A 23,696-nucleotide genomic window follows, 5' to 3' on the forward strand; every position below is an offset into this window, starting at 1 on the left:
ACGTGCTCGAGCGCATCCGCGGGAACGCCGCTTGCGCCTGCCCCATGCTGGCAGGCAACCGGAGCCTGAACCTTTCCAACGCCGTGGCGGTCACCGTCTGATGAGGCCTGGCGGCGAGCCGGATTTGCGGGAGCAGCGATCGATTGAGGTCCGAGACAGGCGGTTCGTCCAAGGCAGGCGATTCCGGGTGGCCGAAACCGGCTCTTCCGCTATTTCGAGTCGCGGGTTTCGGGCACTCCCCGCCGTCTCGCCGGAGACCGTGACACCCCCTCCGGCCCGCCCCGACGCTGTGGCGCTTCTATGCGCATTTCCTGAGGCAGCATCGCGCGCCTCTACGGAGCCATGCTGGCCGCAAACCGCCCTGCGGTCGCGCTGCTGCGGATGGTGGTGCCGCCGCTCATCGGCAGGATCGTGGGCCCGATGACCGCCCCGGATTCCGCTGCCGCGTGGGCGGGAATCCCGCGTGACGATCGCCACGCTCGCGGCACTGTTTCCTCTTCCTGCACCCCGTGGCGATCCTGATCGACTGCCTGATCCGGCTGTCCGCCGTGTTCCGGCGTGACCACGAAATCCGCTGGCAGAACCACTGGCACGTCGTGCGGCAATCGTGGACCTTCTTCCAGAACGACTTGCCGGCCGCATCGCCAACCGGGTGATGAACACGGCCAACGCACTGCGCGAGAGCGTGGTGTCGAGCATCCGCGCCGTCTGGTACATCTGCGTGTACGGCATCGGGGCGCTGACCGTGATGCTCGGTTCGCACCCGGTGCTGGCCATCCCCACCGTGGTCTGGATGTGCGCGTACGTGCTGTTCCTCCGCGGCTTTCGTACCCCGCATGCGGAGCTGTCGCGGGCCAGTTCGGAGGCGCGCTCGCAGGTGATGGGGCGCATCAAGTCGACAGCTACACCAACATCCTCACCGTCAAGACTTTTCGCCCGCGCGCGGACGAGGACGCGGCACGTGAAGGACAGCCTCGACGAACACCAGCGCCGCACGGCGAGGCACATGCGCTGGAGCACGACGTTCGTCGCGACCCTGGCGCTGATGAACACGCTGCTGGTGGCGTCCACGGCGCTCCTGGGCGGGTGGCTCTGGTACCACGGCGAGGCCACAGCCGCCGTGGTCGCGACCGCCGTGCCCCTGGCGTGGCAGATCTCCAACATGGCCGGCTGGGTGAGCTGGGAGGTGAGCGGCATCTTCGAGAACGTGGGCGTCGTGCAGGAAGGCATGGACAGCATCGCGCGGCCGCTCACCATCCTGGATGCTGCAGGCCCGGCCGCTCGAGGTCACGCCAGGGCCGGATCCACTTCCGCGCGGTCCGCTTCAACTATGGCCGCGTCGCGGCCCCGGGCGGCGCGGTGCTGCAGGACCTCGATCTCGTGGTCCGTCCGGGAGAGCGCGTGGGCCTCGTGGGCCGCAGCGGCGCGGGCAAGTCGACGCTCGTCAACCTGCTGCTTCGCTTCCATGAGGTGGAATCAGGCGCCATCGAGGTGGACGGCCAGGACGTGCGGGGCGTGACCCAGGAAAGCCTTCGGCCGCCATCGGCGTCGTGACGCAGACACGTCGCTGCTGCACGGTTCCATCGCGGACAACATCCGCTACGGGCGACCGGACGCCAAGGCCGCGCAGGTCGAGGCGGCCGCGCGGCAGGCACACGCGCACGATTTCATTGCCGAGCTGCAGGACTGGACAGGGCGCATCGGCTACGACGCGCATGCCGGCGAGCGCGGGGTGAAGCTCTCCGGCGGCCAGCGTCAGCGGGTCGCGCTCGCGCGGGTGATCCTGAAGAACGCCCCCATCCTCGTCCTGACGAGGCGACCTCCGCGCTCGACAGCGAGGTGGAAGAGGCGATCCAGGAGCAGCTCGACACGCTCATGCAGGGCAAGACCGTCATTGCCATCGCGCACCGGCTGAGCACCATCGCACGCATGGATCGTCTGGTCGTGCTGGAGCGAGGCCGCATCGTCGAGACGGGAACGCATGCGGAGCTGCTCGCCGCGGGCGGAATCTACGCGCGTCTGTGGACACGGCAGTCCGGCGGATTTCTGGGAGACGAAGCGGACGAAGCGGCGCGGGAGACGGCGGCCTCCTGAGCGCTGGCGGATCGAGCGCCAGGTCCTGGAGCACCGGCCCGGCGCGGGCACCGGGAGGATTGGCCCGCAGCGGTGTGCTACCGGGACTCCGCCTTGGGATCGCGACGCATGAGGGAGTCCACGGCCTCCTTCGGGGCGGATCTCGCCGTCGAGCAGCCGGCACACGGCTTCCGGTGATGGGCATCTCCACGCCGTGGCGACGGCCAGCCGCTGCACTCCCGCGCCGTCCTGACGCCTTCGGCCATGGCCCAGCGCCGTCAGGATGTCGCCGAGGGTCTGGCCCTTGGCGAGCGCCAGGCCCACTCGGCGATTGCGCGAGAGGTCGCCCGTGCAGGTGAGGATGAGATCGCCGGCTCCGGAAAGCCCGATGAACGTTTCCAGGCGGCCCCCGAGCCGCATGCCCAGCCGCGTGATCTCCGCGAGCCCGCGGGTCATGAGGGCGGCACGCGCCGAGAGCCCGCAGCCCATGCCGTCGCACACGCCTGCCGCGATGGCCATGACATTCTTGATGGCGCCACCCACCTCCACTCCGGTGAGATCGGTACTGGAGTAGATCCGCGCCTCGGTGTGCGCAGTTCCCGTGCGGCATGCTCCGCGAAGTCGGCATCCGGGAAGCCACGGTGACCGCGGCGGGCAGCCCCTTGGCGATCTCTTCCGCGAAGCTCGGCCCGGACAGCGCGCCCCGCGAGACGTCGGCGGGCAGCGTTTCCTCCGCGACCTGATGGGGAAATCTCGATGTCTGCGGCTCGAATCCCTTGCACAGCCACACCACGGGCGGCACATGCGCGAGGCCGGCCAATTGCACGAGAACGCTGCGCAGCGCGGAGGTCGGCGTGGCCACGATCGCGAGATCGGCCTCCCGCACGGCTTGCGCCATGTCGTCCGTGATCGCGACGCTGTCGGGCAGGGCAAGCCCGGAAGGAACTCGTTGGCGCGGGATGCGAGCATGCGTTCGCAGTGCTCGCGCTGCCACGTCCAGAGCGTGACGCGGTGTTGCACGGACTGGGAGAGCGCGAAGGCGGTTCCCCAGGCACCGGCACCCAGTATGGCGATTCTCATAGGCCCCAAAGCTCCACTGCGCGAAGATAGCCGGCCGGGCCGTCCCTGTGCTTCACCCTGGCCCAGGCACCGTTCTGCTCCAGCAGTTCCAGGATCACGCCGCGCTGCGCCTCGAAGACGGCCGGTGCGCTCTCCTCCGGAGCATTGCGCGCCACGGCCGGGGACGCCAGGACGACCACATTGCGCCGGCTCGCCAGCCGGCTGGATTCGGCCCACGCGAGCTTGCCTCGGGCTCCCGGATCTTGGCCCAGCCTTCGATGGAAGAGAGGATCTCCACCGGGGTCCCGGCCGAGATGACGAGGATTTTCGTGGCCTTGGTGGAAGGACTCGTCGTACAGCACCGCCGGAGTCTCGCCGATCGCGCGAAACTCCAGCGCCTGGGCCACCGCGGCCATCCCGAAGAGGGATGACCGCAGCACACCGCAGGAAGAACTTCAGTGCGTCTGCTCCGATGCGGCCGGGGCAGCCTGTTCGGCTCCTGGCGCTGCCGGTACAGGGCTTCGAAATTCATCGGGGCGAGGAACACCGGCGGGAAGCCGGCGCGGACGGCCATGTCGGAGACCGTCTCGCGCAGGTAGGGAAGCAGGATCGTGGGACACGTGATGGCATAGACCATCTCCATGTCTTCGGGGCGCACGCCGCGCACCTGGAAGATCCCGCCCTGGCTCGCCTCGATCAGGAAGACGGTCTTGTCCCTTCCCTTGAGCTTGGCGGTCACCGTGGCCGTGAGCGAAACCTCGTGGTAGTCGTTGCCGATCGCCTGCCCGTCGTTGCGGAAGGAGAACTCCAGTTCCGGCGTGGAACGCTCGAGGAAGATCTGCGGCGCGTTGGGGATTTCGACCGAGAGATCCTTCACGTAGATCTTCTCGATGCTGAACTGGGGCTGGGGTGCCCTGTTGCGGCTCGGCCATGGGAACTCCGGGGTTCGGGGTCGGAAAAAGGGCCCGTAGTGTAACCCACCCTCCTTTGCGTTCCGTGCATGCGCACGGGCCGTTTCAGGCCTCCGGCCGCGGCGCTGCCATCACCGGAACGAAGCGGATCAGATAGGCCAGAAACGCCGCGCACCACAGGGCGCCCGCGGCCGTCAGCCAGGAGACCGTCAGGGCCGGAAACGCCAGCGGTCCGAAGACACGCGCGGCGGCCGCCAGGTGCACCAGCACGTAGGCGGCGACTTCCAGCCGTCCGGCCGCCAGCGGCAGGCCGCTATGCCCGCGGGCCGTACGGGTGATCATCCCGATGATCATGCCGCCTACCGCGCCGACGGACACCGCGTGGTCGGCGAGAGGCACCGGAACGACGGCCCCCGCAGCGGCCAGTGCGTGCAGCACCAAGGCCAGGGGAATCCACGCATAGGAAAGATGGAGGATCCAGAGGATCGGCGTACGACGGGTGCACCATGGATCCCAGTCCAGCAGCCGCAACGCCTGCAGGACGGCGGCCGCGAGGCAGGCCGCCGCCGTCAGGATGCCGGGGACGGAAAGCAGGACGAACGCGAACGCGACGACCGTTGCCGCCATGGCCGCGCGATCCACCCATGGACGGCGGCGGATGCGGGCGGCGCGGATGGCGTTGGCAGTGAAGCTGGGGATCACCCGGCCGCCCATGAGGGTCACGATCACGACGATGAGGTAGAGCCCGGCGCGGACCGGCTGCAGAGGCGGAATCTCCACGGTGCCCGCCGCGGCGGCGTGGAAGAGCCCGTTGAGCGCCGCGAGCGCCAGCAGCAGGCCGACGAAGAAGCGGTTGCGATTCCGGGCGCGATGCAACGGTATCCAGAGGCACAGGGCGACGGCGGGCAGGAAGGAAACATCGATCAGGGCCGCTGCCCATGCCGGTCCGGTCAGCAGGAAGAGCCGCCCGGCCAGCCAAAGAAGGCACAACGCGGCGAGAAGCCGCCCCTGGGGGGTCGGCTGTCCAGTCCAGTTGCGCCCGGCCGTGAACAGGAAGCCTGTGATCACCGCAATGCCGAATCCGAAGACCATCTCGTGGGCGTGCCACACGATCCCCGGCAAAGGACCGGGATGGCCGGCCGCGGTGAGCAGTTCGATCGTCCAGACCGCGACACCCCCGATGGCCAGGGCCGCCGCGAGCAGATAGAAGGGCCGGAAGCCCAGGGAGAACAGTGCCCCGCCCCATGGAGCGGGCGGGGTCGTCTTGAGAGAGGGGGTCTGCATGGCGCTCGTCCGGCGTGCTTCAGGGATGCCGCCACCGTAACGCCGCCGGATCGTCCGGAGAATCCTTCCGAGGACCGGATCGCACGCCTACCTCCGCACGAGGCAGGCTAGTCACTTCGGCCTAGGGGAAGCCCAATCAATGTACGCGGATCGCGTGCCCGTCGGAAATGGGCGATATTGATCAGGTCTTCCTCAAGACGACTTTGATGCCATAAGCTGAGCGCCAATGCCATGAATGCCGAACCGTGGGTTACCGCGACCGACGTCGCCCAGCATCTGGGGGTCGTGAAAGACACCGTCTACCGTTGGCGCGAGCGCAAAGGCCTGCCCGCACAAAAGATTGGTCGCCTGTGGAAATTCCAGTTGTCCGAGGTTGACGAGTGGGTCCGCGTGGGCGGGGCCGATGAGGACGCGGCGGTTGGTGCCGAACACAAGAACGAGAACGATTGAATGAACGTCCAGCAACTCGAGAACGAACTCTGGGAGGCGGCGGACCAGCTGCGCGCCAACTCCAAGCTCACCGCCGCCGAGTATTCGATGCCGGTGCTGGGCCTGATCTTCCTGCGCCACGCGGACAACCGGTTCAAGGCCTTCCTGCCCGAGATCGAAGCCGACATCCCGTCGCAGGTGCCCACTCCCCAGCGCGAGCGACTGATCAAGTTGGGCTTCCAGGGCAAGGCGGCCGTCTACCTGCCGGAAGCCGCACGCTTCGACCGCATCGCCAGCCTCCCTCAAGGCGCGAACGTTGGTGAGGTCATCGATGCCGCGATGGACGTGATCGAGGCCGAGTACCCGGTGCTGGCCGGCGCCCTGCCCCGCGGCTACCCCGCCTTCGAAACCGACCTGCTGTTTGAACTGGTCAAGATTTTCGACCGCCCCGCCATCAAGGCCGCCACCGGCGACGTGTTCGGGCGCATCTACGAATACTTCCTCAACAAGTTCGCGATGAGCGGCGCGCAAGAAGGTGGTGAGTTCTTCACGCCGCCGTCCCTGGTGCGGATGATCGTCAACATCATCGAGCCAGACCACGGCCTGGTGCTCGATCCGGCCTGCGGATCGGCGGGCATGTTCGTGCAGACCGGCCACTTCATAGAGGACGTGCGCCACGCGGTGGTCAACGACTCGGTGACCTTCCACGGTCAGGAAAAGAGCGACACCAACACCAAGTTGGCGCGCATGAACCTGGTGGTGCACGGGCTGGACGCGTCCAATATCCGCCAGGGCAATACCTTCTACGACCAGATCGACCACCTGGTGGGTCAATGCGATTTCGTCATGGCCAATCCACCGTTCAACGTGGACAGCGTCGACACCAAGAAGGTCGAGGGACAGGTCGATGACTCGGGCCGGTTGCCCTTCGGTCTGACGGGGACCAACGCCAAAACTGGCGCCATCAGCAATGCCAACAGTCTGTGGATTCAGTACTTCTACGCCTACCTGAATGACACCGGCCGCGCCGGATTCGTGATGGCGTCCAGCGCCTCTGACGCCGGTAACAAGGACCGCGAGATCCGCGAGAGGCTCGTCAAGACTGGCCACGTCGACGTGATGATGGCCATCGGCAACAAGTTCTTCTATACCCGCAGCCTGCCCTGCACGCTGTGGTTCTTCGACAAGGGCAAGCCGCAAGACCTGCAAGACCAGGTGCTGATGATCGATGCGCGCAACGTCTACCACGTGGTCTCGGCGCGCTCGCACATCTTCACTGACGAGCAGCATGCCAACCTCAACGCCATCGTCTGGCTGTACCGGGGAGAGACGGAGAAGTTCGTGGCTCTCGTCGCGCACTACCAGCGACAGGTAGGCCACTGGCTGACCAGCCTCCCTGAGCGCATTGCGGCCGACACCGCTGCCATTGAAGCGCTGGCCGGACCGCTACAGGCCTTTGTTGCGGGTGCGACTGTGGCCGAACTGAACAGCGATCAGGCGCAGGACGCGCACATCACCCAGGCACAGCTCGACACATTCAAAGCAGACGTGGCCGCCGCACAGGCCGACACGAAGGCGGCCGACGCTATCTCCACGCTGCTGTCCGCTTGCGCCCAGGCCCGCAGCGCTGTCGTTGCAGCGGACCTCACTCGCCATGCCGGGCAGGTCGCCCTGCAGACCATGCTCGATGCCCTGGCGCCGCAGCTCAAGGCCGTGGGAAAGACGTTGGAGGCGCGCCACAAGCAGTGGCTCAAGCTGCTGGACACGGCAGAGAAGACCCTGCGCTCCCGATCCAGTCGGGCCTTTGACGGCAAGGCATCGCGCGACGCCAAGCGCAGCCTGATTGCCGCCGACGCCAAGAAGAACGAAGCCCCCACGGTGCGCGATGCCGCGCTTGACGCGCTGAAGCAGGCCGCCTACTTCATCCATCAGGTCCATTGGTTACACAGCCGTTTCCCGCAAGGGCTGTTCGAGGACGTTCCGGGCCTATGCAAGGCTGTGACGACGGAGGAGATCGCCGCCAACGACTATTCGCTCACGCCGGGGCGTTACGTGGGAGTGGCGCCGGCCGGTGCCGACGACGAAGATGATTTCGCGGAGAAGATGCGCGAGATCCATGACGAACTGGGCGAGTTGAATGGGAAGGCGGCGGAACTGGCGGGGCGAATTGCTGGCACCTTTCAGGAGTTGCTGGAATGAGCGCTTTTCCGAAAGTGACGGTTGGGAAGCTTCTTGATGAAGGAGTGCTACTTGCCGTTCAGGACGGAAATCATGGCGAGATACATCCGACAACTGCCGATTACGTTGAAGTAGGCATCCCGTTTGTAATGGCCTCTGACTTGAATGGAAATCAGCTCGATCTGCCGGGCTGCAAGTTCATTACAGAGTCCCGAGCCATTGGGTTACGAAAGGGATTTGCCAGGACTGGAGATGTGTTGCTCACGCATAAGGGATCACTCGGCCTGACCGACGTGGTCGGTCCCATCGCAAGCCCATTTGTGATGCTTACTCCACAAGTGACCTACTACCGGCCCGACGGCCAACGTCTGGAAAGTCACTTCCTTAAGTACGTCTTTCGGTCGCCTTTCTTTCAGGACAGATGTTCTCGCACTCGCGCGACGGAACGCGCCCCTACATCGGGATCACGGCACAGCGCGAACTGGAAGTACTTCTTCCGGAATTTGATGTGCAGTGCCGGGTAGCAACCGTTCTCCGCTCCTACGACGACCTGATCGCTATTAACCAGCGCCGTATCGCTCTGCTCGAAGACGCCGCCCGCCGCCTCTACCGTGAGTGGTTCGTGCACCTGCGCTTCCCTGGCCATGAGTCGGTGCCGGTGAAGGATGGAGGGCCGCAGGGGGGAGATCAGACCTCTTGGGGATGTCGCACCACTGAATTACGGCAAGGCCCTGAAAGCCACCGACCGCAAGGAAGGCAAGGTGCCCGTCTACGGTTCGAGTGGCATCGTCGGGACGCATAGCACGGCACTGGCTGAATGTGGTGCCATCGTCGTTGGTCGGAAAGGCAACGTTGGCAGCCTATTCTTCTCACCTGTGCCATGTTTCCCGATTGACACTGTCTTCTACATCTTGCCCGAGCAAGCATCCTATCGGCTATTTCTCGCGCTGCATCAGCTGAACTTCATCAGCAGCGATGCCGCTGCTGGGCCTGAATAGAACTTACGCCCATTCCCTTCCTGTTCTTCAGCCCAATAACGATATCGCCGCCGCCTTCGAGCGTATGGTTCAACCAGTTTTTGAGCAATCGCAACATCTGACCGAGCAGAATGCGCAACTCGCCCGCGCTCGCGACCTGCTGCTCCCCAAACTGATGACTGGTCAACTCGATGTTTCCGGCATCCGCCTGCCCGAGGAACTCGCGGCATGAGCCTCGAAGGCCAACTCCTCGACCGCAAGTCGCTGCGTGCTGTGACGGGCAAATCAGCAGACTGGCCGGAGCTGGCCAAGGACTGCGTCGCCTTCGCCAATGCTGTCGGCGGGCGCCTGTTGATCGGCATCGAAAACGGCGAGGAGTTGCCGCCACCAGACCAACAAATACCGGCCGACTTGCCCGATGTGTTGCGCCGCCGGGTTGGCGAAATCACGATCAACGTGGCCGTGCAGCCATCGGTCGTCACGGCCGGCAATGGCGGCGAATTCATCGACTTGACCGTCGCGCGCTCGTCGTCAGGCGTGGCGTCGACTTCGGACGGTCGCTTCTTTCTCAGAATTGGCGACACCAGTTCTCCGGTGCTGGGCGACGACGTGATGCGACTGGCCGGCGAGCGTTCGGCCCTGCCTTGGGAAACGCTCACCTCCATGGAGGTTCCGCGGACCCGGGTGGACGCCACCAAATTGGCAGCACTGGTGACGGGCCTGCGCGCCTCGGATCGGGTCAAGCCCTCGGTCAAGGAAAAGCGCGACGACGAACTGCTGGACCATTACCAGCTGGCACGCGGTGAATGGCTCACTCACCTGGGCGTGCTGTGTGTGGGTTTGCCAGGCGACCGGGCGCGGCTGGGGTCTGCGCCCGTGATCCAGTTCATCAAGCGCGATGCGCAGGAGAACAAGGTCAACAAGCTCTCCTGGGACGACTACACCTTGTCGCCGATGGAACTGGTGGATGCCGTGTGGCAGGACGTGCCGGATTTTCGTGAGTTCTATGAGGTGGCCGAGGGCCTTTTTCGTACCCAGGTTCCCGCCTTTGATGAGCGGGTGATCCGCGAGCTGCTCATCAACGCGCTGGTGCATCGGCCCTACACCCAGCGCGGCGACGTCTACCTCAACCTGCATCCTGACCGGCTGGAGTTCGTGAATCCGGGTCGCTTGCCTCTGGGGTGACGCCTGACAACGTGCTGCATGCGTCGGTGAGGCGCAACGAGCATCTGGCACGCCTGTGCCACGACCTGAAGCTGATGGAACGGGAGGGCAGCGGCTTTGATGCGATGTATGACGTTCTGTTGTCGCAAGGACGTCCGGCACCCGTGGTTGAGGAAGGGGCCGATTGGGTCAGGGTGACGCTGGCGCGCACTGCGCCTGACCGGCAGGTTCTGGCTTTCATCACCAGGGCGAGCGAGTCCTATCCGCTGACGCAGCGTGAGCGCATCGCGCTGGGCCTCCTGGCCCGCGACGATGCGATGTCAGCGCGGGAGCTCGCGACGCGGTTGGAATTGCAGGATGCGGAGGCGTTGCGTCCTTGGCTGGATCGGTTGTGCGAATGGGGCCTGGTTGGCCAGAGCGGCAGGACAAGGGCCACGCGCTATTTCGTGCAACCGGAGTTGCTTCGCTCACTGGCCTTTCCCGCGGTGACCACGCTCAAGCGCATCGAAGATCATCGGCTGCGGGCCTTGGTGCTGGAGGACTTGGAGCGTTACCCCAGTTCCTCAATCGGCCAGATTCACCAGCGCATCGGGCAGGAGATCCCTCGCCGACGGCTGAAGACGCTGTTGGGCACACTGGTCGGCACAGGCGAGGTCTCGATGACGGGCAAGCTGAAAGGATCGCGCTATGGCTTGTCCAAGTAGCGCGGGCGCCCGCTTTTGGCCGAATCTGCCCCGGAATCGGCGACGGCTTGGCCAAATTGCCGGTCCAAAAGGCCCCCGGCATCGTCGTAAGTCCGCGTCACCGCTGGAGTGGGACATTTGGCCGGTTGGCCAAACGCCGTCCAAAAAAACGGGCCAATTCGGGACCGAAGGAGACGCCAATCAGCCAGCCCCAGAAAGTAGAAGGGCCCCTGTAGTACCAGGAGCCCGACGCCGGCCGCGTAGTCGCAACCCACTTGGTCAGGATACTACTCGGTCACCCTTGGTCTGCAAGAGAAGGGAGCAGTCGGGGGCCTTGCCTAGACCGTTTATGCGCGGCGCGAGAGGTTGCTGATGGCCAAGAAAGACTACTCCGAGGATCTGCTGATCCAGGCGCCCACCGCCGAGTTCCTGGAGCAGAAACTGGGCTGGACCAGCGTGTTGGCCTACAACGACGAGGTCTTCGGTCCGGACAGCCTGCTGGCCGCACCAGTGACGCGGAGGTGGTCCTTACGCGTGAGGTCATGGCGGCCCTGAAGCGGCTCAACCCAGGCCTGCCAGATGAGGCCTACTCGCAGGCGCTGGCGCTCGTGGTGCAGGACGACATCACCAAGACGCTGATCGCGCTCAACGAGGAGAAGTACAGGCTGCTCCGCGACGGTGTTCCGGTGAAGTATCGCGACGCCGCCGGCCGCCTGGTCGACAAGCGCCTGCGCCTGATCGATTTCGACCACCCCGACAAGAACCGCTATCTGGCGGTGCGCGAGATGTGGGTGCGCGGCAAGCTGTGGCTGCGGCGCCCGGATGTGATCGGCTTCGTCAACGGCCTGCCGCTGGTGTTCATCGAGCTCAAGCGCTTCGAGGTCCACATCGACAGCGCCTACAAGCGAAACTACACCGACTACCTTGACACCATCCCGCACCTGTTCCACTGGAACGCGCTGGTCGTCATCTCCAATGGGCACGACGCGCAGTACGGATCGCTCACCTCCACCAGGAGCACTTCTACCGCTGGAAGCGGCTGGACGAAGACGACGCGGAACCGAACAAAGATCAGCCCCTGCTGCCGCTCCTGCTCTCGGGCATGCTCGACCGACAGCGACTGCTGGACCTGGTGGAGAACTTCATCCTGTTCGACGCCACGGAAGGCACCACGAACAAGATCGTGGCTCGTAACCACCAGTTCCTGGGCGTGAATCGGGTCATTGATCGGTTGATTTCTGCCGACCCCAAGGTTCGGGCCGAGGTGGCCGCCGGCCAGCTTGGCGTGTTCTGGCACACCCAGGGATCGGGCAAGTCATACTCGATGGTCTTCCTGACAGAAAAGATCCACCGCAAGATCTCGGCATCCTGGTCGTTCGTGGTCATCACCGACCGTACTGAACTGGACGACCAGATCGCGTCCACCTACACGAACTGCGGCCGTGCCAACAGCAAGACAGATCAAGCCAAGAACGGTGCCGCGTTGCGGACCATGCTGCGTGACCAGAACCGGCGCTACGTCTACGGCCTCATCCAGAAGTACCGCGAGCGGGTGACGGAGCCTTACTCCGAGCGCGAGGACATCATTGTCATCAGCGATGAGGCGCACCGTACGCAGTACGGGCGGCTGGCCCTGAACATGCGCAAGGGACTACCCCGGGCCAAGTTCCTGGGCTTCACCGGCACTCCGCTGATCGACACTGGCGAAAAGCAGCTCACACGCGAGGTCTTTGGCGACTACGTCTCCATCTACGATTTCCAGCGTGCGGTAGCCGACGGCGCCACCTTGCCGCTGTTCTACGAGAACGCCGGCGAAAAACTCAAGATCATCGACCCGACCGTCAGCGAACGGGTCACCGAGCACATCGAGGCCGCCAAGCAGTCCGCCACGCTCGACGACCCTTGGACGGACGAAAAGGAAGAAAAGCTCTACCGCGAGCTGGCGCGCGACTATCCGATCCTGACCGCACCCACGCGGCTGGACAAGGTGGCACAGAACTTCGTCGATCACTTCCACCAGCGCTGGCGTGTGGTGGAGAACGGCGGAGGCAAGGCACTGATGGTCTGCCTGGACAAGATCACGTGCGTGAAGATGCACGATCTCATCGTGGCCAAGTGGAAGGACAAGGCCGCTGAGTTGGAGGCCTCTGTTGCCGCCGAGGAAGCTCTGTTCGCCGCCAAGGGCAAGGCGCCCAGTGGCCTGCTCAAGCAGCGCCGCGAGCATGTGGAGTGGATGAAGGCCACCGAGTGCTGCGTTGTCGTCTCTCAGGAGCAGGGAGAGGTGGCGGACTTCGCCAAGTGGAAGAATTTTCGCGACGAGCCCTGGACATCACGCCGCACCGCGAGAAGATGGTCAAGCGTGACCTCGAGAAGGAATTCAAGAAGGCCGACAACCCCTTCCGCATCGCCATCGTCTGCGCCATGTGGCTCACGGGCTTCGACGTGAAGTGCCTGGCCACCCTGTACCTGGACAAGCCGATGCGGGGCCACACCCTGATGCAGGCCATCGCCCGGGTGAACCGCGTTGGCGGTGGCAAGAAGCACGGCTTGATCATCGACTACAACGGCATGATCAAGAGCCTGCGCCGGGCACTGGCCACCTTCGCTCAAGGGGACCGCGCAGGCACCGGGAAGGGTGAAGGCGAGCAGGACACCGTCCGCGACGACACGGAAGCGCTGGCTGAGTACGCCAACAGCCTGAAGGCCGCGAGCGATTTCCTCACCGGCCTGGGCTATGACCTCGATGCGCTGATTGCTGCCAAGGGCTTCGACAAGCTGCAGCAGATCCTGGTGGCGGTGAACCTGCTATGCGACAGCGACGAACGGCGCAAGACCTATCAGGTCATCGTGGAGGACGTGCAAGCCCGGCATCGCGGGCTTTTCCCGCACCCCGGTCTGTTCGATTTCGATGCCCAGGAAAGTGCAGTCACGGCTATCTACAACAAGCTGCAGGATGCACGCGTTTCACCCGACGTCAGCAGCCTGCTGCAGGACCTGTACGACGTAGTGGACAGCGCGGTCAGCACCGAGACACCGATGGTGAAGGAGCCGACCGCCAAGTACGACCTGTCGAACATCGACTTCACCCGTCTGCGCGCCGAGTTCGACAAGACGCCGTTCAAGAACGTGGTCGCCATGAACTTGATGGAGAAGATCGAGGAGCGCCTGGCCGCGATGGTGAAGCGCAACCCGACCCGCGTCGACCTGTACGAGCGCTACCAAGAGATCGTGCAGGAGTACAACAAGGACAAGGACGCGGCCGAGATCCAGAAGGTGATGGATGACCTCTTCGCCTTCAACGATACCTGCAGCGACGAGGAGAAGCGCTACCTGCGCGAAGGCCTGGAAAACGAAGACGAACTGGCTGTATTGGATTTGCTGCAGAAGGATTCACTGACCAAGACTGAACGCGATGCAATCAAGAAGGTCGCGAGGGATCTATTGGGCAAGCTCTCGGATCAGCGGTTCGCTCTCGACCGGCTACGCACCATGGCGACGGTGCAGGCGCAGATGAAGGCCGAAATCATCAAGCACCTGTTCGCCAATCTTCCGTCTCCCGCCTATGACCCGGAGGAGATTAGCCTGAAGGCTGGTGCTGTGTTCGCGCATATTTACAGCGCGGGCCTGGGCAGCGGTGCGCCGCTGGTTCACTGATTCAATAACAGACCGGGCCGAACTGGCTGCGTTGCGCCGAAAACGCCCGCCCGATCGCCCTGCTCGAATCACACGGCGTCGAATGGCGTCTGCCGCAACTTGCCGTCGTTGTGACGCGAGAACCGGACCCCCCGACTTTCCACCACCGGGAAGGTGGCGCTGTTCCGCCGGCTGTTTCGCGGTCGCATGGATCGAGCAGATAGAAAGGCCGGAAGCCAAGGGAGAACAATGCGCCGCCCCACGGAACGGGCGGGGTCGTCTTGAGAGAGGGTCTGCATGGCACTCGTCCCGCGTGCTTCAGGGATGCCGCCAAGGTAATGCCGCCGGATCGTCCGGAGAATCCTTCCGAGGACCGGAACGCACGCCTACCTCCGCACGAGGCAGGCTAGTCACTTCGGCGTAGACCCCGGCCCTGGGGCCCCGGACCTCCGGCCGCGGGAAAGGGCTGGCGGATGCGCGCGGTCGCGACGGAGGTCCCGGGGGCAGATGACGCGAAGGTCCGCGCCAACGTGCGATCCGGCAGGCCGAAAGACAGAGGGCAGAGTCCGCTGCCCGGCGAGCCCGTTCCCTATCCACGTCCCGGGCAGCCGGCCCCGCCGGCGCTGCCCCTCGGGCTCAGGCGTGCTGCGCCACCCACCGATCCAGCGAACCGGCGTCCATGGCGCCGGACACCCGTGCGACCTCACGGCCACCCTTGAAGAGGATCAGGGTGGGGATGCTGCGGATGCCGTAGCGCTGGGCGATGGCGCTCTCGGCGTCGGTGTCGAGCTTGCCGAAGACCGCGCGTGCCGCATGGGACCGGGCCGAGCGTGCGAAGGCCGGTGCCATCATGCGGCAGGGGCCGCACCAAGATGCCCAGAAGTCCACGACCACGGGCAGGTCGTTGCGATCGATGGTCTTGTCGAAATTGCGGACATCCAGCGTCAGCGGTTCGCCGGTCAGCAGGGGACCATCGCACTTGCCGCCACTTGGGTGCATCGCCGGCGCGGTCTTCCGGCACCCGGTTGACGGAGAGGCAATGCGGACAGACGACGTGCATGGCGGGAATCCTGAAAGGGTCTACACCGGGAAAGATGGGGCGGGGCCAGGCGAACTCAATAGCCGGCGAAAGCTGTCCGGGACTCGCGGAGCGGGGTACAGCGGCGAGGCGTCGGCGGCGGGAGAGAGGGAAACGCAGGACAGCGCGGGAGAACCGGACCCCGTGGCAACGGACCGGCGGCCGGCGGCCTCGATCCGGGTCAGGCGGACAGCAGCGGGACGAGGCCGCCCTGGCGGTCCAGCGCGGACAGGTCGTCGAACCCGCCCACGTGGGTATCGCCGATGTAGATCTGCGGAACCGTGCGACGGCCCGTCCGTTCCATCATCACCACCCGCTGCTGCGGGTCGGTGTCGACGCGGATCTTGCGGATCTCGGTGACGCCCCTGGACTTGAGCAGCCGCTCGGCCGCGATGCAGTAGGGGCAGACGGCCGTGCAGTACATGGTGACGTCGGCCATGGCGCCTACTTCTCCGTGGGCATCCCGGCCTGTACCCAGGCGCCGATGCCGCCTTGCAGATTGAAGACTTCCTTGAAGCCGGAGTCCTTGAGAATCTTCGCGGCGCCCTGGGACCGGTTGCCGGAAGCGCACTGACCACGATGGGGCGGTCGCGGAACTGGTCGAGTTCGGAGAGACGCGCCTTGAGGTCGCCCAGCGGAATGTGGCGGGCGCTGGGAACATGGCCGGTGCCGAATTCGGTCTGGGTCCGCACGTCGAGCACGAGGGCATCGCGGCGGTTGATGAGGGTGACGGTCTCGGCGACCCCCACCTGCGGGATGCCCGACATCATCTTGGCGATGGTCGGAACCAGGATGCCCACGCCGCTCACCGCGGCAAGCACGAACAGCCACCAGTTGCTGCTGACGAAACTCACGAATCCTCTCCCTGTTGCAACCCGGCGGTCACGGCCGGCGCGTGGCGCCCCGCGGCCTTCCGCCAACCCGCGGCCAACGACGGATAACTTGTCTCCGCGCGCCTCCACCACCGGCGGGCGTCGTCTTCACGACCCTGGGCGGCCAGCAGCAGCGCATGACGGTAGACGACGTCGGGCAGCGGAAAACGACAACAACCTCCTCCGACAGCGCGAGCTTCTCGCTCATCCACTGCGGTCCGGAAATCGATGCCGCGATGCAGCCCCACGCCGGCGTAGGCCCCAGCAAGGAGAAACCACGCATCCGAGCGAGATGCGCCACCGCTTCCTGTGACGCTTTGCGCAGGGCGGGACACATCGTCGAACGACCGCAGGAACCGGTAATCGATGACCACGGTCGAGAGGGATCGCCGCACCGACTGCCAGGCTGCCCATCCGGACCCACCGCGCCGCGCGACCAAGGCCGAATTCTAGTCCGTGCCCCCTCTGCCGCTCCAAGCGCCACGGCGAACGGGCCGAGAAAATACGCGTACCACAGGGATATTCCACGAGGCTCTGCACCGCCAGAATGCCGGCGACGCCCAGCGCCCAGGCCCGTTCCGGCGTGGCCGGCCGCTTCGAGACGCGGATGAACCAGAACAGGAGGGCGGCAGCGGCGAGGACGAGCCCCGCCAGACCGTATTCCGCAGCGATCTGCAGCGGCAGGTCGTGCGCGTGGAGCGTCATGCTGGTGGGCCGCGGCACGGGCAATTGGGGCGCGATGGCCAGGAACCGCTCGGCGAAGTGGCCGTGCCCCTGGCCGAGCCAGGGGGAGTCCCGGAACATGAGCCAGGCGCCGCGCCAGATCTGGAACCGCTCTTCGCCATCGTGATGGACGGTTTCGAAACGGGCGATGCCGCTGTGGCTCTCCTCGCCGGCAGGCAGCAGACCGTTGCCCAGATCCAGCAGCGCAAAGAAGGCGGCCACGACCAGGACCGCCCGGCGGGCCTCCCTCGCCGGACCGGCATCGAGCCGGCGCCCGAGCCACCAGCAGCCGGCCACGCTCACCCCCGCCAGCAGCCAGGCGGAGCGGGAGCCGGTCACGGCCAGGCCGCAGGCCAGCATGGCGGCCAGCAGCCAGGCGAAGGGTTCGCGGATGCGCCCCCGGGCGCGCAGCAGCGCGAGGGCGGCCGTCCCCAGGGCCATCTGGGTCGCGAGATGGTTGGGCTGGCCCAGGTTGCCTCCGGGCCGGCCGTGCATCACGGGCAGGATCCATTGCGAATCCAGCCCGGGGTGCAGCCACTGGACAAGCGGCGATCGCGGCATTGGCCGCCGCCGGCCAGGAGCATGGCCCACGCGAACCACTCCACCGCCTGTCGCCGCCCCGGCATCGCAAGCTTACGAGGACCGCGAGGCTCGTCAGCAAGGCCATCCAGGCGAGATAGGCGAGAGCCAGACAGGCCATGGGACTGCTGGCCGTCATGCCGGCCGACCATTGGACGACAAGCAGGAATGCCCCGGCGGCGGGCAGCAGCAGCGCCGCGGGCAACGGCACCCTGCCGCGCCCGGGGCGGGAGAAGGCGGCTGCGGCGGCGACGAGACCCAACAGAGCGGCGATCCACTCCGCCTCGAACGAGGGGATGGGCTCCGTTCCCAGCGGGAGCAAAGGGGGGATGGACATCATCGCCGCGAGGGCGGCGACGGCAAGTCTCGTGCTTGGCGGTATGGCGCCGGAGGCGTGTTGCATGGTCTCGCACTGGAAACGGTCGGTTCACGGGCCCGCGGAGGCGTGCCTTTCCCCCGAGCCGACCCCCCGGCATCGGGCGACCGGATAGAATTCAACGGTTTCTGCCCGCCAGAACTTGAGTCAACGAACGTCAGAGGATTTCCGCATGAGCTACAAGATCGTGCTGCTGCGCCATGGCGAGAGCACTCCGGAACAACAAGGAAAACCGGTTCACCGGCTGGACGGACGTGGATCTGTCGGAACAGGGCGCGAAGAGGCCAGGCGAGGCCGGCCGGCTGCTGAAGTCGCTCGGCTACGAGTCTGACCTCGCCCACGTGTCGGTGCTGAAGCGCCATCCGGACACTCTGGCTCGCGCTGGACGAGATGGATCGCATGTGGCTGCCGGTGCAGCATTCCTGGCGGTTGAACGAGCGCCACTACGGCAGCCTGCAGGGACTCAACAAGGCGGAGATGGCTGCGCAGTTCGGCGAGGACCAGGTGCCGGTCTGGCGCCGCAGCTGACACCCCGCCGCCTCCGCTGGAACGGACCGATCCGCGTTTCGCGGGCAACGACACCCGCTACGCCGGGTTGTCCGGGGCCGAGCTGCCGCTCACCGAATGCCTGAAGGACACCGTGGCGCGCGTCGTGCCCTACGGAACAGGTGATCGCCCCCAGGTGCGTTCCGGCAAGCGGATCCTCATCGCCGCGCATGGCAATTCCATCCGGCGCTGGTGAAGTACCTGGATGGCGTTTCCGAGCAGGAGATCGTGGGGCTCAACATCCTGACCGCCATTCCCGGGTGTACGAACTCGACGAGTCACGCTGCGGCCGGTCGATCACTACACCTGGGCGACGCGGCGGCCATCGAGGCGAAGGTGAAGGCCGTCGCCGCGCAGGGCAAGCGCAAAGGGTTGAGGCAGGCCCCGGACCCGCGCGGCAGGGCCGCCCGTGCCCCTTCCCGCACGGCCTGCGGGGCCCCCTTCGCGCAGGCATGCGGGCGAGGCGGTCGCTGAAGTGGCGTGCCTGCGTCCTGGCGGCGGGGCGCGCCTCCTGGTCCGCCGCCCCCTGCGCCGCCCCCCCGAAGCAGGAACTCGACAAAGTCCGCAGCCGGCTGCAGACGCTGCAGACCGAGCTGCGTGCGGCGGAGGAAAGCCGCGCCGAGGCGGTGGACCAGCTCCGCGCTTCCGAGCGCGCCATCAGCGACACCAACCGCAAGCTTCGCGAACTGGGCCGCCAGCGCACGGACTCTCGCAGCGGCTCGCGCAGATCGAAGAGGAAAACCGTGCGCACCCAGGCCGAGATCGAGCGCCAGCAATCGGAGATCGGCCGGATGCTGCACAAGCAGTACATGAACGGCCGTGCGGAACCCATCCGGCTCGTGCTGGCGCAGCAGGATCCCAACCGCGTGGCGCGGGACCTCCACTATCTCAGCCTATGTCTCCCGCGCCCGCGGCGAGGCCGTGACCGGCCTGCGCCGCAACCTCGATCAGCTCGCCCAGCTCGCCGCGGACAACCAGTCCCGCAGCGAGGAACTGGGCCACGTGGTAAGACCCAGAGCGAGCAGAAGAAGGCGCTGGAATCGGAAGAGAAGGACCGGCGCAAGGCGCTCGCCTCCGTGTCGGCGAACTCGCCAAGCAGCGGAAGGAATACGCCACCCTCAAGAAGGACGAGGAAAGGCTGACCTAGCTCATCGAGAAGATCGCCAAGGCGCCTACGGTCAAGACCAAGCCGGGAGGCAAGAAGACCCTGGCGAACCGGGAGACCCCCACGCCGGACGCGGGAGGGCGGAGACTTTCCGTGCGCTGCGGCAGCTTCGACTTTCCCCGTGGCGGGCGAAGTGGCGAGCCGGTTCGGCAGCCCCAAGGAGATGGCGGCTTCTCGCGCAAGGGGGGTCTTCATCCGGGCGCGTCAGGGACAGGAGGTGAAGGCGATCGCCACGGGCCGCGTGGTGTTCGCCGACTGGCTGCGCGGGTTCGGGAACCTGCTCATCGTGGACCACGGCGGCGGCTACATGAGCCTCTACGGCAACAACGAGGCGCTGCGTCAGCCCGGAGACACGGTGCGCGCAGGTGACGTGGTCGCGTCGGTCGGCGCGAGCGGTGGCCAGGAAGAGTCGGGGCTATACTTCGAGATGAGGCATCAAGGCAAGCCGTTCGATCCGCTGCAATGGGCGCCGCCGCACTGAGCGCCCTCGTGCAGACCCGCCACTTCCGCTGCACCGCCGCGCACCCCGCTGAACGTAACGGCCGTGCCGGGGTCGAAATTCGGCCCGGCAGCGCAGAAGCGAGACCCCTGCGGCGTTGCGGGCAACGCTGTGGCAGGCCCGCACCGTTCTTGCATATCATGATGAGTCGTTACCCGGAGAGCCGCATGGTCACACGTGTCAAACAGGCAGGGCTGGTACTGGCGGGCGCCGTCCTGGCGTCATGGTCAGCCTGCATTTCTCGGCAGTCGCCCAAAGGGAACCCGGTCCAGCTGCCGGTGGAAGACCAACGCGTTCACCGAAGTCTTCGGCTGGATCAAAAGCCGACTACGTCGAGCCCGTGGAGGACAAGAAGCTCATCAGCGAAGCCATCAACGGCATGTTGTCCGGCCTCGATCCGCACTCGGCCTACTCGACGCCGATGCCTTCAAGGAACTACGCAGGTCGGCACCCAGGGCGAATTCGGCGGCCTCGGGATCGAGGTCGGCATGGAAGACGGCTTCGTCAAGGTGGTCTCGCCCATCGAGGACACCCCGGCTTACCGGGCCGGCATCAAGGCGGGCGATCTCATCATCAAGCTCGACGACACCAACGTGAAGGGCATGACCCTGAACGACGCCGTCAAGCGCATGCGCGGCAAGCCCAACACGCAGATCGTGCTGACCATCGTGCGCAAGGGCGACGCCAAGCCGCGAGTGATCACGTTGAACCGCGCGTCATCCAGATCCAGTCGGTGAAGGCGAAGCTGCTGGAGCCAGGCTACGGCTACTTCCGCGTCACGCAGTTCCAGGAGCACACCGGGGACCTGCTGGAGGCCAAGAACATCGACACGGCTCTTCAAGCAGAGCAACGGCCAGATGTAGGGCATGGTGCTCGACCTGCGCAACGGCCCTGGCGGCCTGCTCCAACGCGGCCGTCGCCGTGTCCGCCGCGTTTCTCCAGCCGGCACGCTGGTCGTGGACACCGAAGGCCGGACCGAAGACGCCAAGATGAAAAGCCCATCGCATCGCCGGAGATTTTACCTGCGCGGCAGCCGCGGACGACTACCCCAAGAAGCTTCCGGCGGACGTGAAGAAGGAGCCGATGGTGGTGCTGGTGAACGGCGGGTCCGCGTCGGCCTCCGAGATCGTCGCGGCGCCCCCTGCAGGACCTGATGCGCGCGGTCGTGATGGGAATCGGAGAGCTTCGGCGGGGGCTCGGTCCAAACCATTCCGCCGCTAGGCACGGAACCGCCATCAAGCCCACGACCGCGCGCTACCTTCACGCCGTCGGGCCGCTCCATCCAGGCGAAGGGCATCACGCCGGACATCGTCGTGGAGAAGCGACGATCAAGGAGACCAGAGCAGGGCGTGCGCAAGCGCGAGGCCGACCTGGGCCGGCGGCTCCGTCGAACCCGCAGGACAGGGGAGCAAGGAAGGCCAGAAGGAAGACCCGGGCGAAGAGCACGGCGCCCGAAGGCGCGGACGAACCGAAGACCGACACGCCGCCGGACGCCGTCTCCAAGAGCGACCACCACTCAACGAAGCGGTGAACCCTTGCCAAGGCGCCCAGCATCGCCGCGCCGGCTCAAGAACAAGTGATCTTCTCCCGGAGGGCGGGGCGCGGCGGAGACCGCCGGCCCCGCCCTTCGTCCTCCGGCGGTTCCCCTGAGCGACAGCAGCTTCTCCGCTATTCGCGCCACATCCTGCTCGACGAGGTCGGGATCGACGCCCAGCAGGGCTGGCTCGACGCCCGCGCGCTGGTGATCGGCGCCGGCGGTCTCGGTTCCCCGTGTCGCCTCTATCTCGCGGCGAGCGGCATCGGCCGTCTGACCCTGGGCAACCCCGACCATGTCGATCCCACGAATCTCTTCAGCGGCAGATCGTCCACCGCACCGCATCGATCGGCCGGCCCAAGGTGCTGTCGGCAGCGGAGACGCTGGGCGGGATCAATCCTGAGACCCGGATCGATGCCGTGCAGGAGCGGGTGTCGGGCGAGCGGCTGGAGTCGCTGGTCCGCGATGCGGACATCGTGCTGGACTGCTGCGACAACTTCGCGACGCGCCATGCCGTCAACCGTGTGCCTGCGTGAAGCTCCGCAGCCGCTCGTCTCCGGTGCAGGAGTGCGCTTCGATGGCCAGGTCGCGGTCTTCGATCTGCCATGAGGCCAGCGCGTGCTATCACTGTCTGTTTCCTGAATCCGCCGACGCCGAGGAGAGATGCGCTGTGCGGTCAGGCAGTGTTCGCACCCGTGGTGGGATATCCGAGACATCCAGGCCGCCGAAGCGCTGAAGGTGCTGGGCAACGTCGGGCAGCCACTCGACGGCCGGCTCCTCATCCTGGACGCGCTCTCGATGCAATGGCGGCAGGTGCGCGTGCCCGGGATCCCGAATGCACGGTGTGCGGAGTGACCGGTCCCGCCTCACGGCCGAAGCCGCCGCATCCTGCAGGACCTGACGCGGCGCGTCAGCGCGCGTTCAGACAGAGCGCACCCAAGCAGCGCTTCACCCGCCGCATCGATTCGCGCGAAAGCTGGGCGTCCTCGGGCTGCCAGCGCCAGTCGGCATCCACCGTCTGGGGTCTCGTGGCCAGTGCGCCGCTCAACGGATCGGTCGATGTCACGACCACCCCGTAGGCGAGTGCCCCAGGTCGCGCCGGGCAAGATAGGCGGCGTGGCCTGCCTCGAACTTCCATCCGATGCCCGGCTCGGCCGCAGACGCCCTCTCAAGTCCCCCATGCAGGAGGTCCCCCAACGCACCGGGATCTTCGGCCACCATGGTAACGAGACGGTCCGGGTCATCCCCCGCGCTTCGAGGTGTGCCGCCACGCGCAGGAAGATCGCCGACAGATGCGTCTTGAGGTCGCGGGGAGGGGATTGCGCGCCACCGCATCCTCGAAGGCGTCGGTAGTATCGCGCGCGTCGTCACGATGGTTCGCGAACAGCGGCGAGGTGGAAGACCTTCGGACGCCCCCCGTACACGGCGAGGAAGGACGCGACCCTTGACATGCGCTCTGGCCCAGCGCCCCGGCGTATCTGGCGGCCTCCCCGAGTGGCGTCTAAAATCTGGGGGGCCTGGGCCCGCGGAGGCGGCGGGCGGCTTCGGCGAAACCCGCAACGCCTCCAGCAGGTCGTTGGAAGTCTCCCGCGCCGCGTCGGGGACAGTTGCTGAGGACGCACCGGGATGGTGCCCCTCGGCGGCGGCGAGGTTGGTACCTTCTGGAAGGCGGGCGAATCTCGAGTCAGGTGCGACAGGACTATCCTCGTCCAGCTCCCGCACCGGGCCGCAGTCGTCATACCGGCCGTCGTCCACCGCCAGGGCCCGCGCATAGACGTAACGGTCGGAGCCGCTTGCGTCCGGCGCCCTGCATGATGCCCAGGAGATTCCCTTTCCTGTGCCACGACGGCAGGCGGAGTGCGCCCGTGTGACGGCCGGCGAGCTCCGCTGGAGATCCCTTGCACGGTGCCGCAGGGGCGCGCGGCGGGCCGGA

At 66.1% G+C, this 23,696-nt stretch carries 11 protein-coding genes and 12 pseudogenes; 14 read left to right on the forward strand and 9 right to left on the reverse strand.

The window, feature by feature from the left end:
• The 3 genes and pseudogenes from IPK20_08030 to IPK20_08040 all read left to right on the forward strand — a co-directional run bounded on the left by IPK20_08030 (position 1) and on the right by IPK20_08040 (position 2,094).
• Positions 1-147 (forward strand): annotated as a pseudogene (locus tag IPK20_08030) (tRNA (uridine(34)/cytosine(34)/5-carboxymethylaminomethyluridine(34)-2'-O)-methyltransferase TrmL).
• Between the two features lie 362 nt (positions 148-509).
• A complete protein-coding gene (locus IPK20_08035; GenBank protein ID MBK8016676.1) occupies positions 510-656 on the forward strand; it encodes a hypothetical protein in 147 nt (48 codons plus the stop codon).
• A gap of 646 nt (positions 657-1,302) precedes the next feature.
• Positions 1,303-2,094: pseudogene (locus tag IPK20_08040) on the forward strand (ATP-binding cassette domain-containing protein).
• Positions 2,095-2,171: 77 nt separating this feature from the next.
• Here IPK20_08040 and IPK20_08045 read toward each other — a convergent pair.
• From IPK20_08045 to IPK20_08060, 4 genes and pseudogenes are all read right to left on the reverse strand, one after another.
• A pseudogene (locus IPK20_08045) lies at positions 2,172-3,153 on the reverse strand (NAD(P)-dependent glycerol-3-phosphate dehydrogenase).
• A pseudogene (locus IPK20_08050) lies at positions 3,150-3,572 on the reverse strand (SH3 domain-containing protein). Before IPK20_08050 ends, IPK20_08045 begins: the two co-directional pseudogenes overlap by 4 nt.
• A gap of 47 nt (positions 3,573-3,619) precedes the next feature.
• Positions 3,620-4,024, reverse strand: a pseudogene (gene secB, locus IPK20_08055) (protein-export chaperone SecB).
• A gap of 124 nt (positions 4,025-4,148) precedes the next feature.
• Positions 4,149-5,327: an NnrS family protein gene (locus IPK20_08060; GenBank protein MBK8016677.1), complete on the reverse strand. Its 1,179-nt coding sequence runs from the start codon at positions 5,325-5,327 to the stop codon at positions 4,149-4,151.
• A 231-nt stretch (positions 5,328-5,558) separates the two neighbouring features.
• Between IPK20_08060 and IPK20_08065 the strand changes: the two genes are divergently transcribed.
• Entirely contained in the window at positions 5,559-5,777 is a 219-nt protein-coding gene (locus IPK20_08065; GenBank protein MBK8016678.1) for a helix-turn-helix domain-containing protein, read from the forward strand.
• Positions 5,778-7,955, forward strand: a complete 2,178-nt coding sequence (locus IPK20_08070) for an N-6 DNA methylase (protein MBK8016679.1) — start codon at positions 5,778-5,780, stop codon at positions 7,953-7,955.
• A 391-nt stretch (positions 7,956-8,346) separates the two neighbouring features.
• Here the strand turns inward: IPK20_08070 and IPK20_08075 are convergent, their stop codons facing one another.
• On the reverse strand, positions 8,347-8,580 hold the full coding sequence (locus IPK20_08075) for a hypothetical protein (GenBank protein MBK8016680.1): 234 nt from the start codon (positions 8,578-8,580) through the stop codon (positions 8,347-8,349).
• A 19-nt stretch (positions 8,581-8,599) separates the two neighbouring features.
• On the opposite strand from IPK20_08075, the gene IPK20_08080 reads away from it, so the two are divergent.
• The 4 genes and pseudogenes from IPK20_08080 (at position 8,600) to IPK20_08095 (ending at position 14,412) form a co-directional block, all read left to right on the forward strand.
• On the forward strand, positions 8,600-8,932 hold the full coding sequence (locus IPK20_08080; protein MBK8016681.1) for a restriction endonuclease subunit S: 333 nt from the start codon (positions 8,600-8,602) through the stop codon (positions 8,930-8,932).
• Positions 8,910-9,143, forward strand: coding sequence for a hypothetical protein (locus IPK20_08085; protein ID MBK8016682.1), 234 nt, complete (start codon positions 8,910-8,912; stop codon positions 9,141-9,143). Before IPK20_08080 ends, IPK20_08085 begins: the two co-directional genes overlap by 23 nt.
• Positions 9,140-10,779: pseudogene (locus IPK20_08090) on the forward strand (putative DNA binding domain-containing protein). The gene IPK20_08085 and the pseudogene IPK20_08090 overlap by 4 nt, the downstream one beginning before the upstream one ends.
• Positions 10,780-11,130: 351 nt before the next feature.
• A pseudogene (locus IPK20_08095) lies at positions 11,131-14,412 on the forward strand (type I restriction endonuclease subunit R).
• Between the two features lie 615 nt (positions 14,413-15,027).
• Here the strand turns inward: IPK20_08095 and trxC are convergent.
• From trxC to IPK20_08115, 4 genes and pseudogenes are all read right to left on the reverse strand, one after another.
• Positions 15,028-15,451: pseudogene (gene trxC / locus IPK20_08100) on the reverse strand (thioredoxin TrxC).
• 199 nt (positions 15,452-15,650) lie between these two features.
• Entirely contained in the window at positions 15,651-15,908 is a 258-nt protein-coding gene (gene grxC / locus IPK20_08105) for a glutaredoxin 3 (GenBank protein MBK8016683.1), read from the reverse strand.
• A 133-nt stretch (positions 15,909-16,041) separates the two neighbouring features.
• Positions 16,042-16,239 (reverse strand): annotated as a pseudogene (locus IPK20_08110) (rhodanese-like domain-containing protein).
• Between the two features lie 306 nt (positions 16,240-16,545).
• Positions 16,546-17,625: an O-antigen ligase family protein gene (locus tag IPK20_08115; protein MBK8016684.1), complete on the reverse strand. Its 1,080-nt coding sequence runs from the start codon at positions 17,623-17,625 to the stop codon at positions 16,546-16,548.
• Positions 17,626-18,191: 566 nt separating this feature from the next.
• On the opposite strand from IPK20_08115, the pseudogene gpmA reads away from it, so the two are divergent.
• The 5 genes and pseudogenes from gpmA (at position 18,192) to moeB (ending at position 22,842) form a co-directional block, all read left to right on the forward strand.
• A pseudogene (gene gpmA, locus IPK20_08120) lies at positions 18,192-19,039 on the forward strand (2,3-diphosphoglycerate-dependent phosphoglycerate mutase).
• Positions 19,018-19,707, forward strand: a complete 690-nt coding sequence (locus IPK20_08125; protein MBK8016685.1) for a hypothetical protein — start codon at positions 19,018-19,020, stop codon at positions 19,705-19,707. Before gpmA ends, IPK20_08125 begins: the two are co-directional and overlap by 22 nt.
• Before the next feature lie 186 nt (positions 19,708-19,893).
• The gene (locus IPK20_08130; protein MBK8016686.1) at positions 19,894-20,211 is read left to right on the forward strand and encodes a peptidoglycan DD-metalloendopeptidase family protein; all 318 of its coding nucleotides are present in this window, start codon (positions 19,894-19,896) and stop codon (positions 20,209-20,211) included.
• A gap of 185 nt (positions 20,212-20,396) precedes the next feature.
• A pseudogene (locus tag IPK20_08135) lies at positions 20,397-21,809 on the forward strand (S41 family peptidase).
• Positions 21,809-22,842 (forward strand): annotated as a pseudogene (gene moeB, locus IPK20_08140) (molybdopterin-synthase adenylyltransferase MoeB). The pseudogenes IPK20_08135 and moeB overlap by 1 nt, the downstream one beginning before the upstream one ends.
• The last annotated feature ends 854 nt before the right edge of the window (positions 22,843-23,696 follow it).

The sequence above is a fragment of the Betaproteobacteria bacterium genome, from assembly GCA_016713305.1.
GTDB lineage: Bacteria > Pseudomonadota > Gammaproteobacteria > Burkholderiales.

Excerpts from the sequence above, each read along its gene's own strand:
- IPK20_08060 (MBK8016677.1), bottom strand. The coding sequence starts at position 5,327 with ATGCAGACCCCCTCTCTCAAGACGACCCCGCCCGCTCCATGGGGCGGG.
- IPK20_08065 (MBK8016678.1), top strand. The coding sequence starts at position 5,559 with ATGAATGCCGAACCGTGGGTTACCGCGACCGACGTCGCCCAGCATCTG.
- IPK20_08070 (MBK8016679.1), top strand. The coding sequence starts at position 5,778 with ATGAACGTCCAGCAACTCGAGAACGAACTCTGGGAGGCGGCGGACCAG.
- IPK20_08075 (MBK8016680.1), bottom strand. The coding sequence starts at position 8,580 with ATGGCCAGGGAAGCGCAGGTGCACGAACCACTCACGGTAGAGGCGGCG.
- IPK20_08080 (MBK8016681.1), top strand. The coding sequence starts at position 8,600 with ATGGAGGGCCGCAGGGGGGAGATCAGACCTCTTGGGGATGTCGCACCA.
- IPK20_08085 (MBK8016682.1), top strand. The coding sequence starts at position 8,910 with ATGCCGCTGCTGGGCCTGAATAGAACTTACGCCCATTCCCTTCCTGTT.
- grxC (MBK8016683.1), bottom strand. The coding sequence starts at position 15,908 with ATGGCCGACGTCACCATGTACTGCACGGCCGTCTGCCCCTACTGCATC.
- IPK20_08115 (MBK8016684.1), bottom strand. The coding sequence starts at position 17,625 with ATGCCGCGATCGCCGCTTGTCCAGTGGCTGCACCCCGGGCTGGATTCG.
- IPK20_08125 (MBK8016685.1), top strand. The coding sequence starts at position 19,018 with ATGCGGGCGAGGCGGTCGCTGAAGTGGCGTGCCTGCGTCCTGGCGGCG.
- IPK20_08130 (MBK8016686.1), top strand. The coding sequence starts at position 19,894 with ATGGCGGCTTCTCGCGCAAGGGGGGTCTTCATCCGGGCGCGTCAGGGA.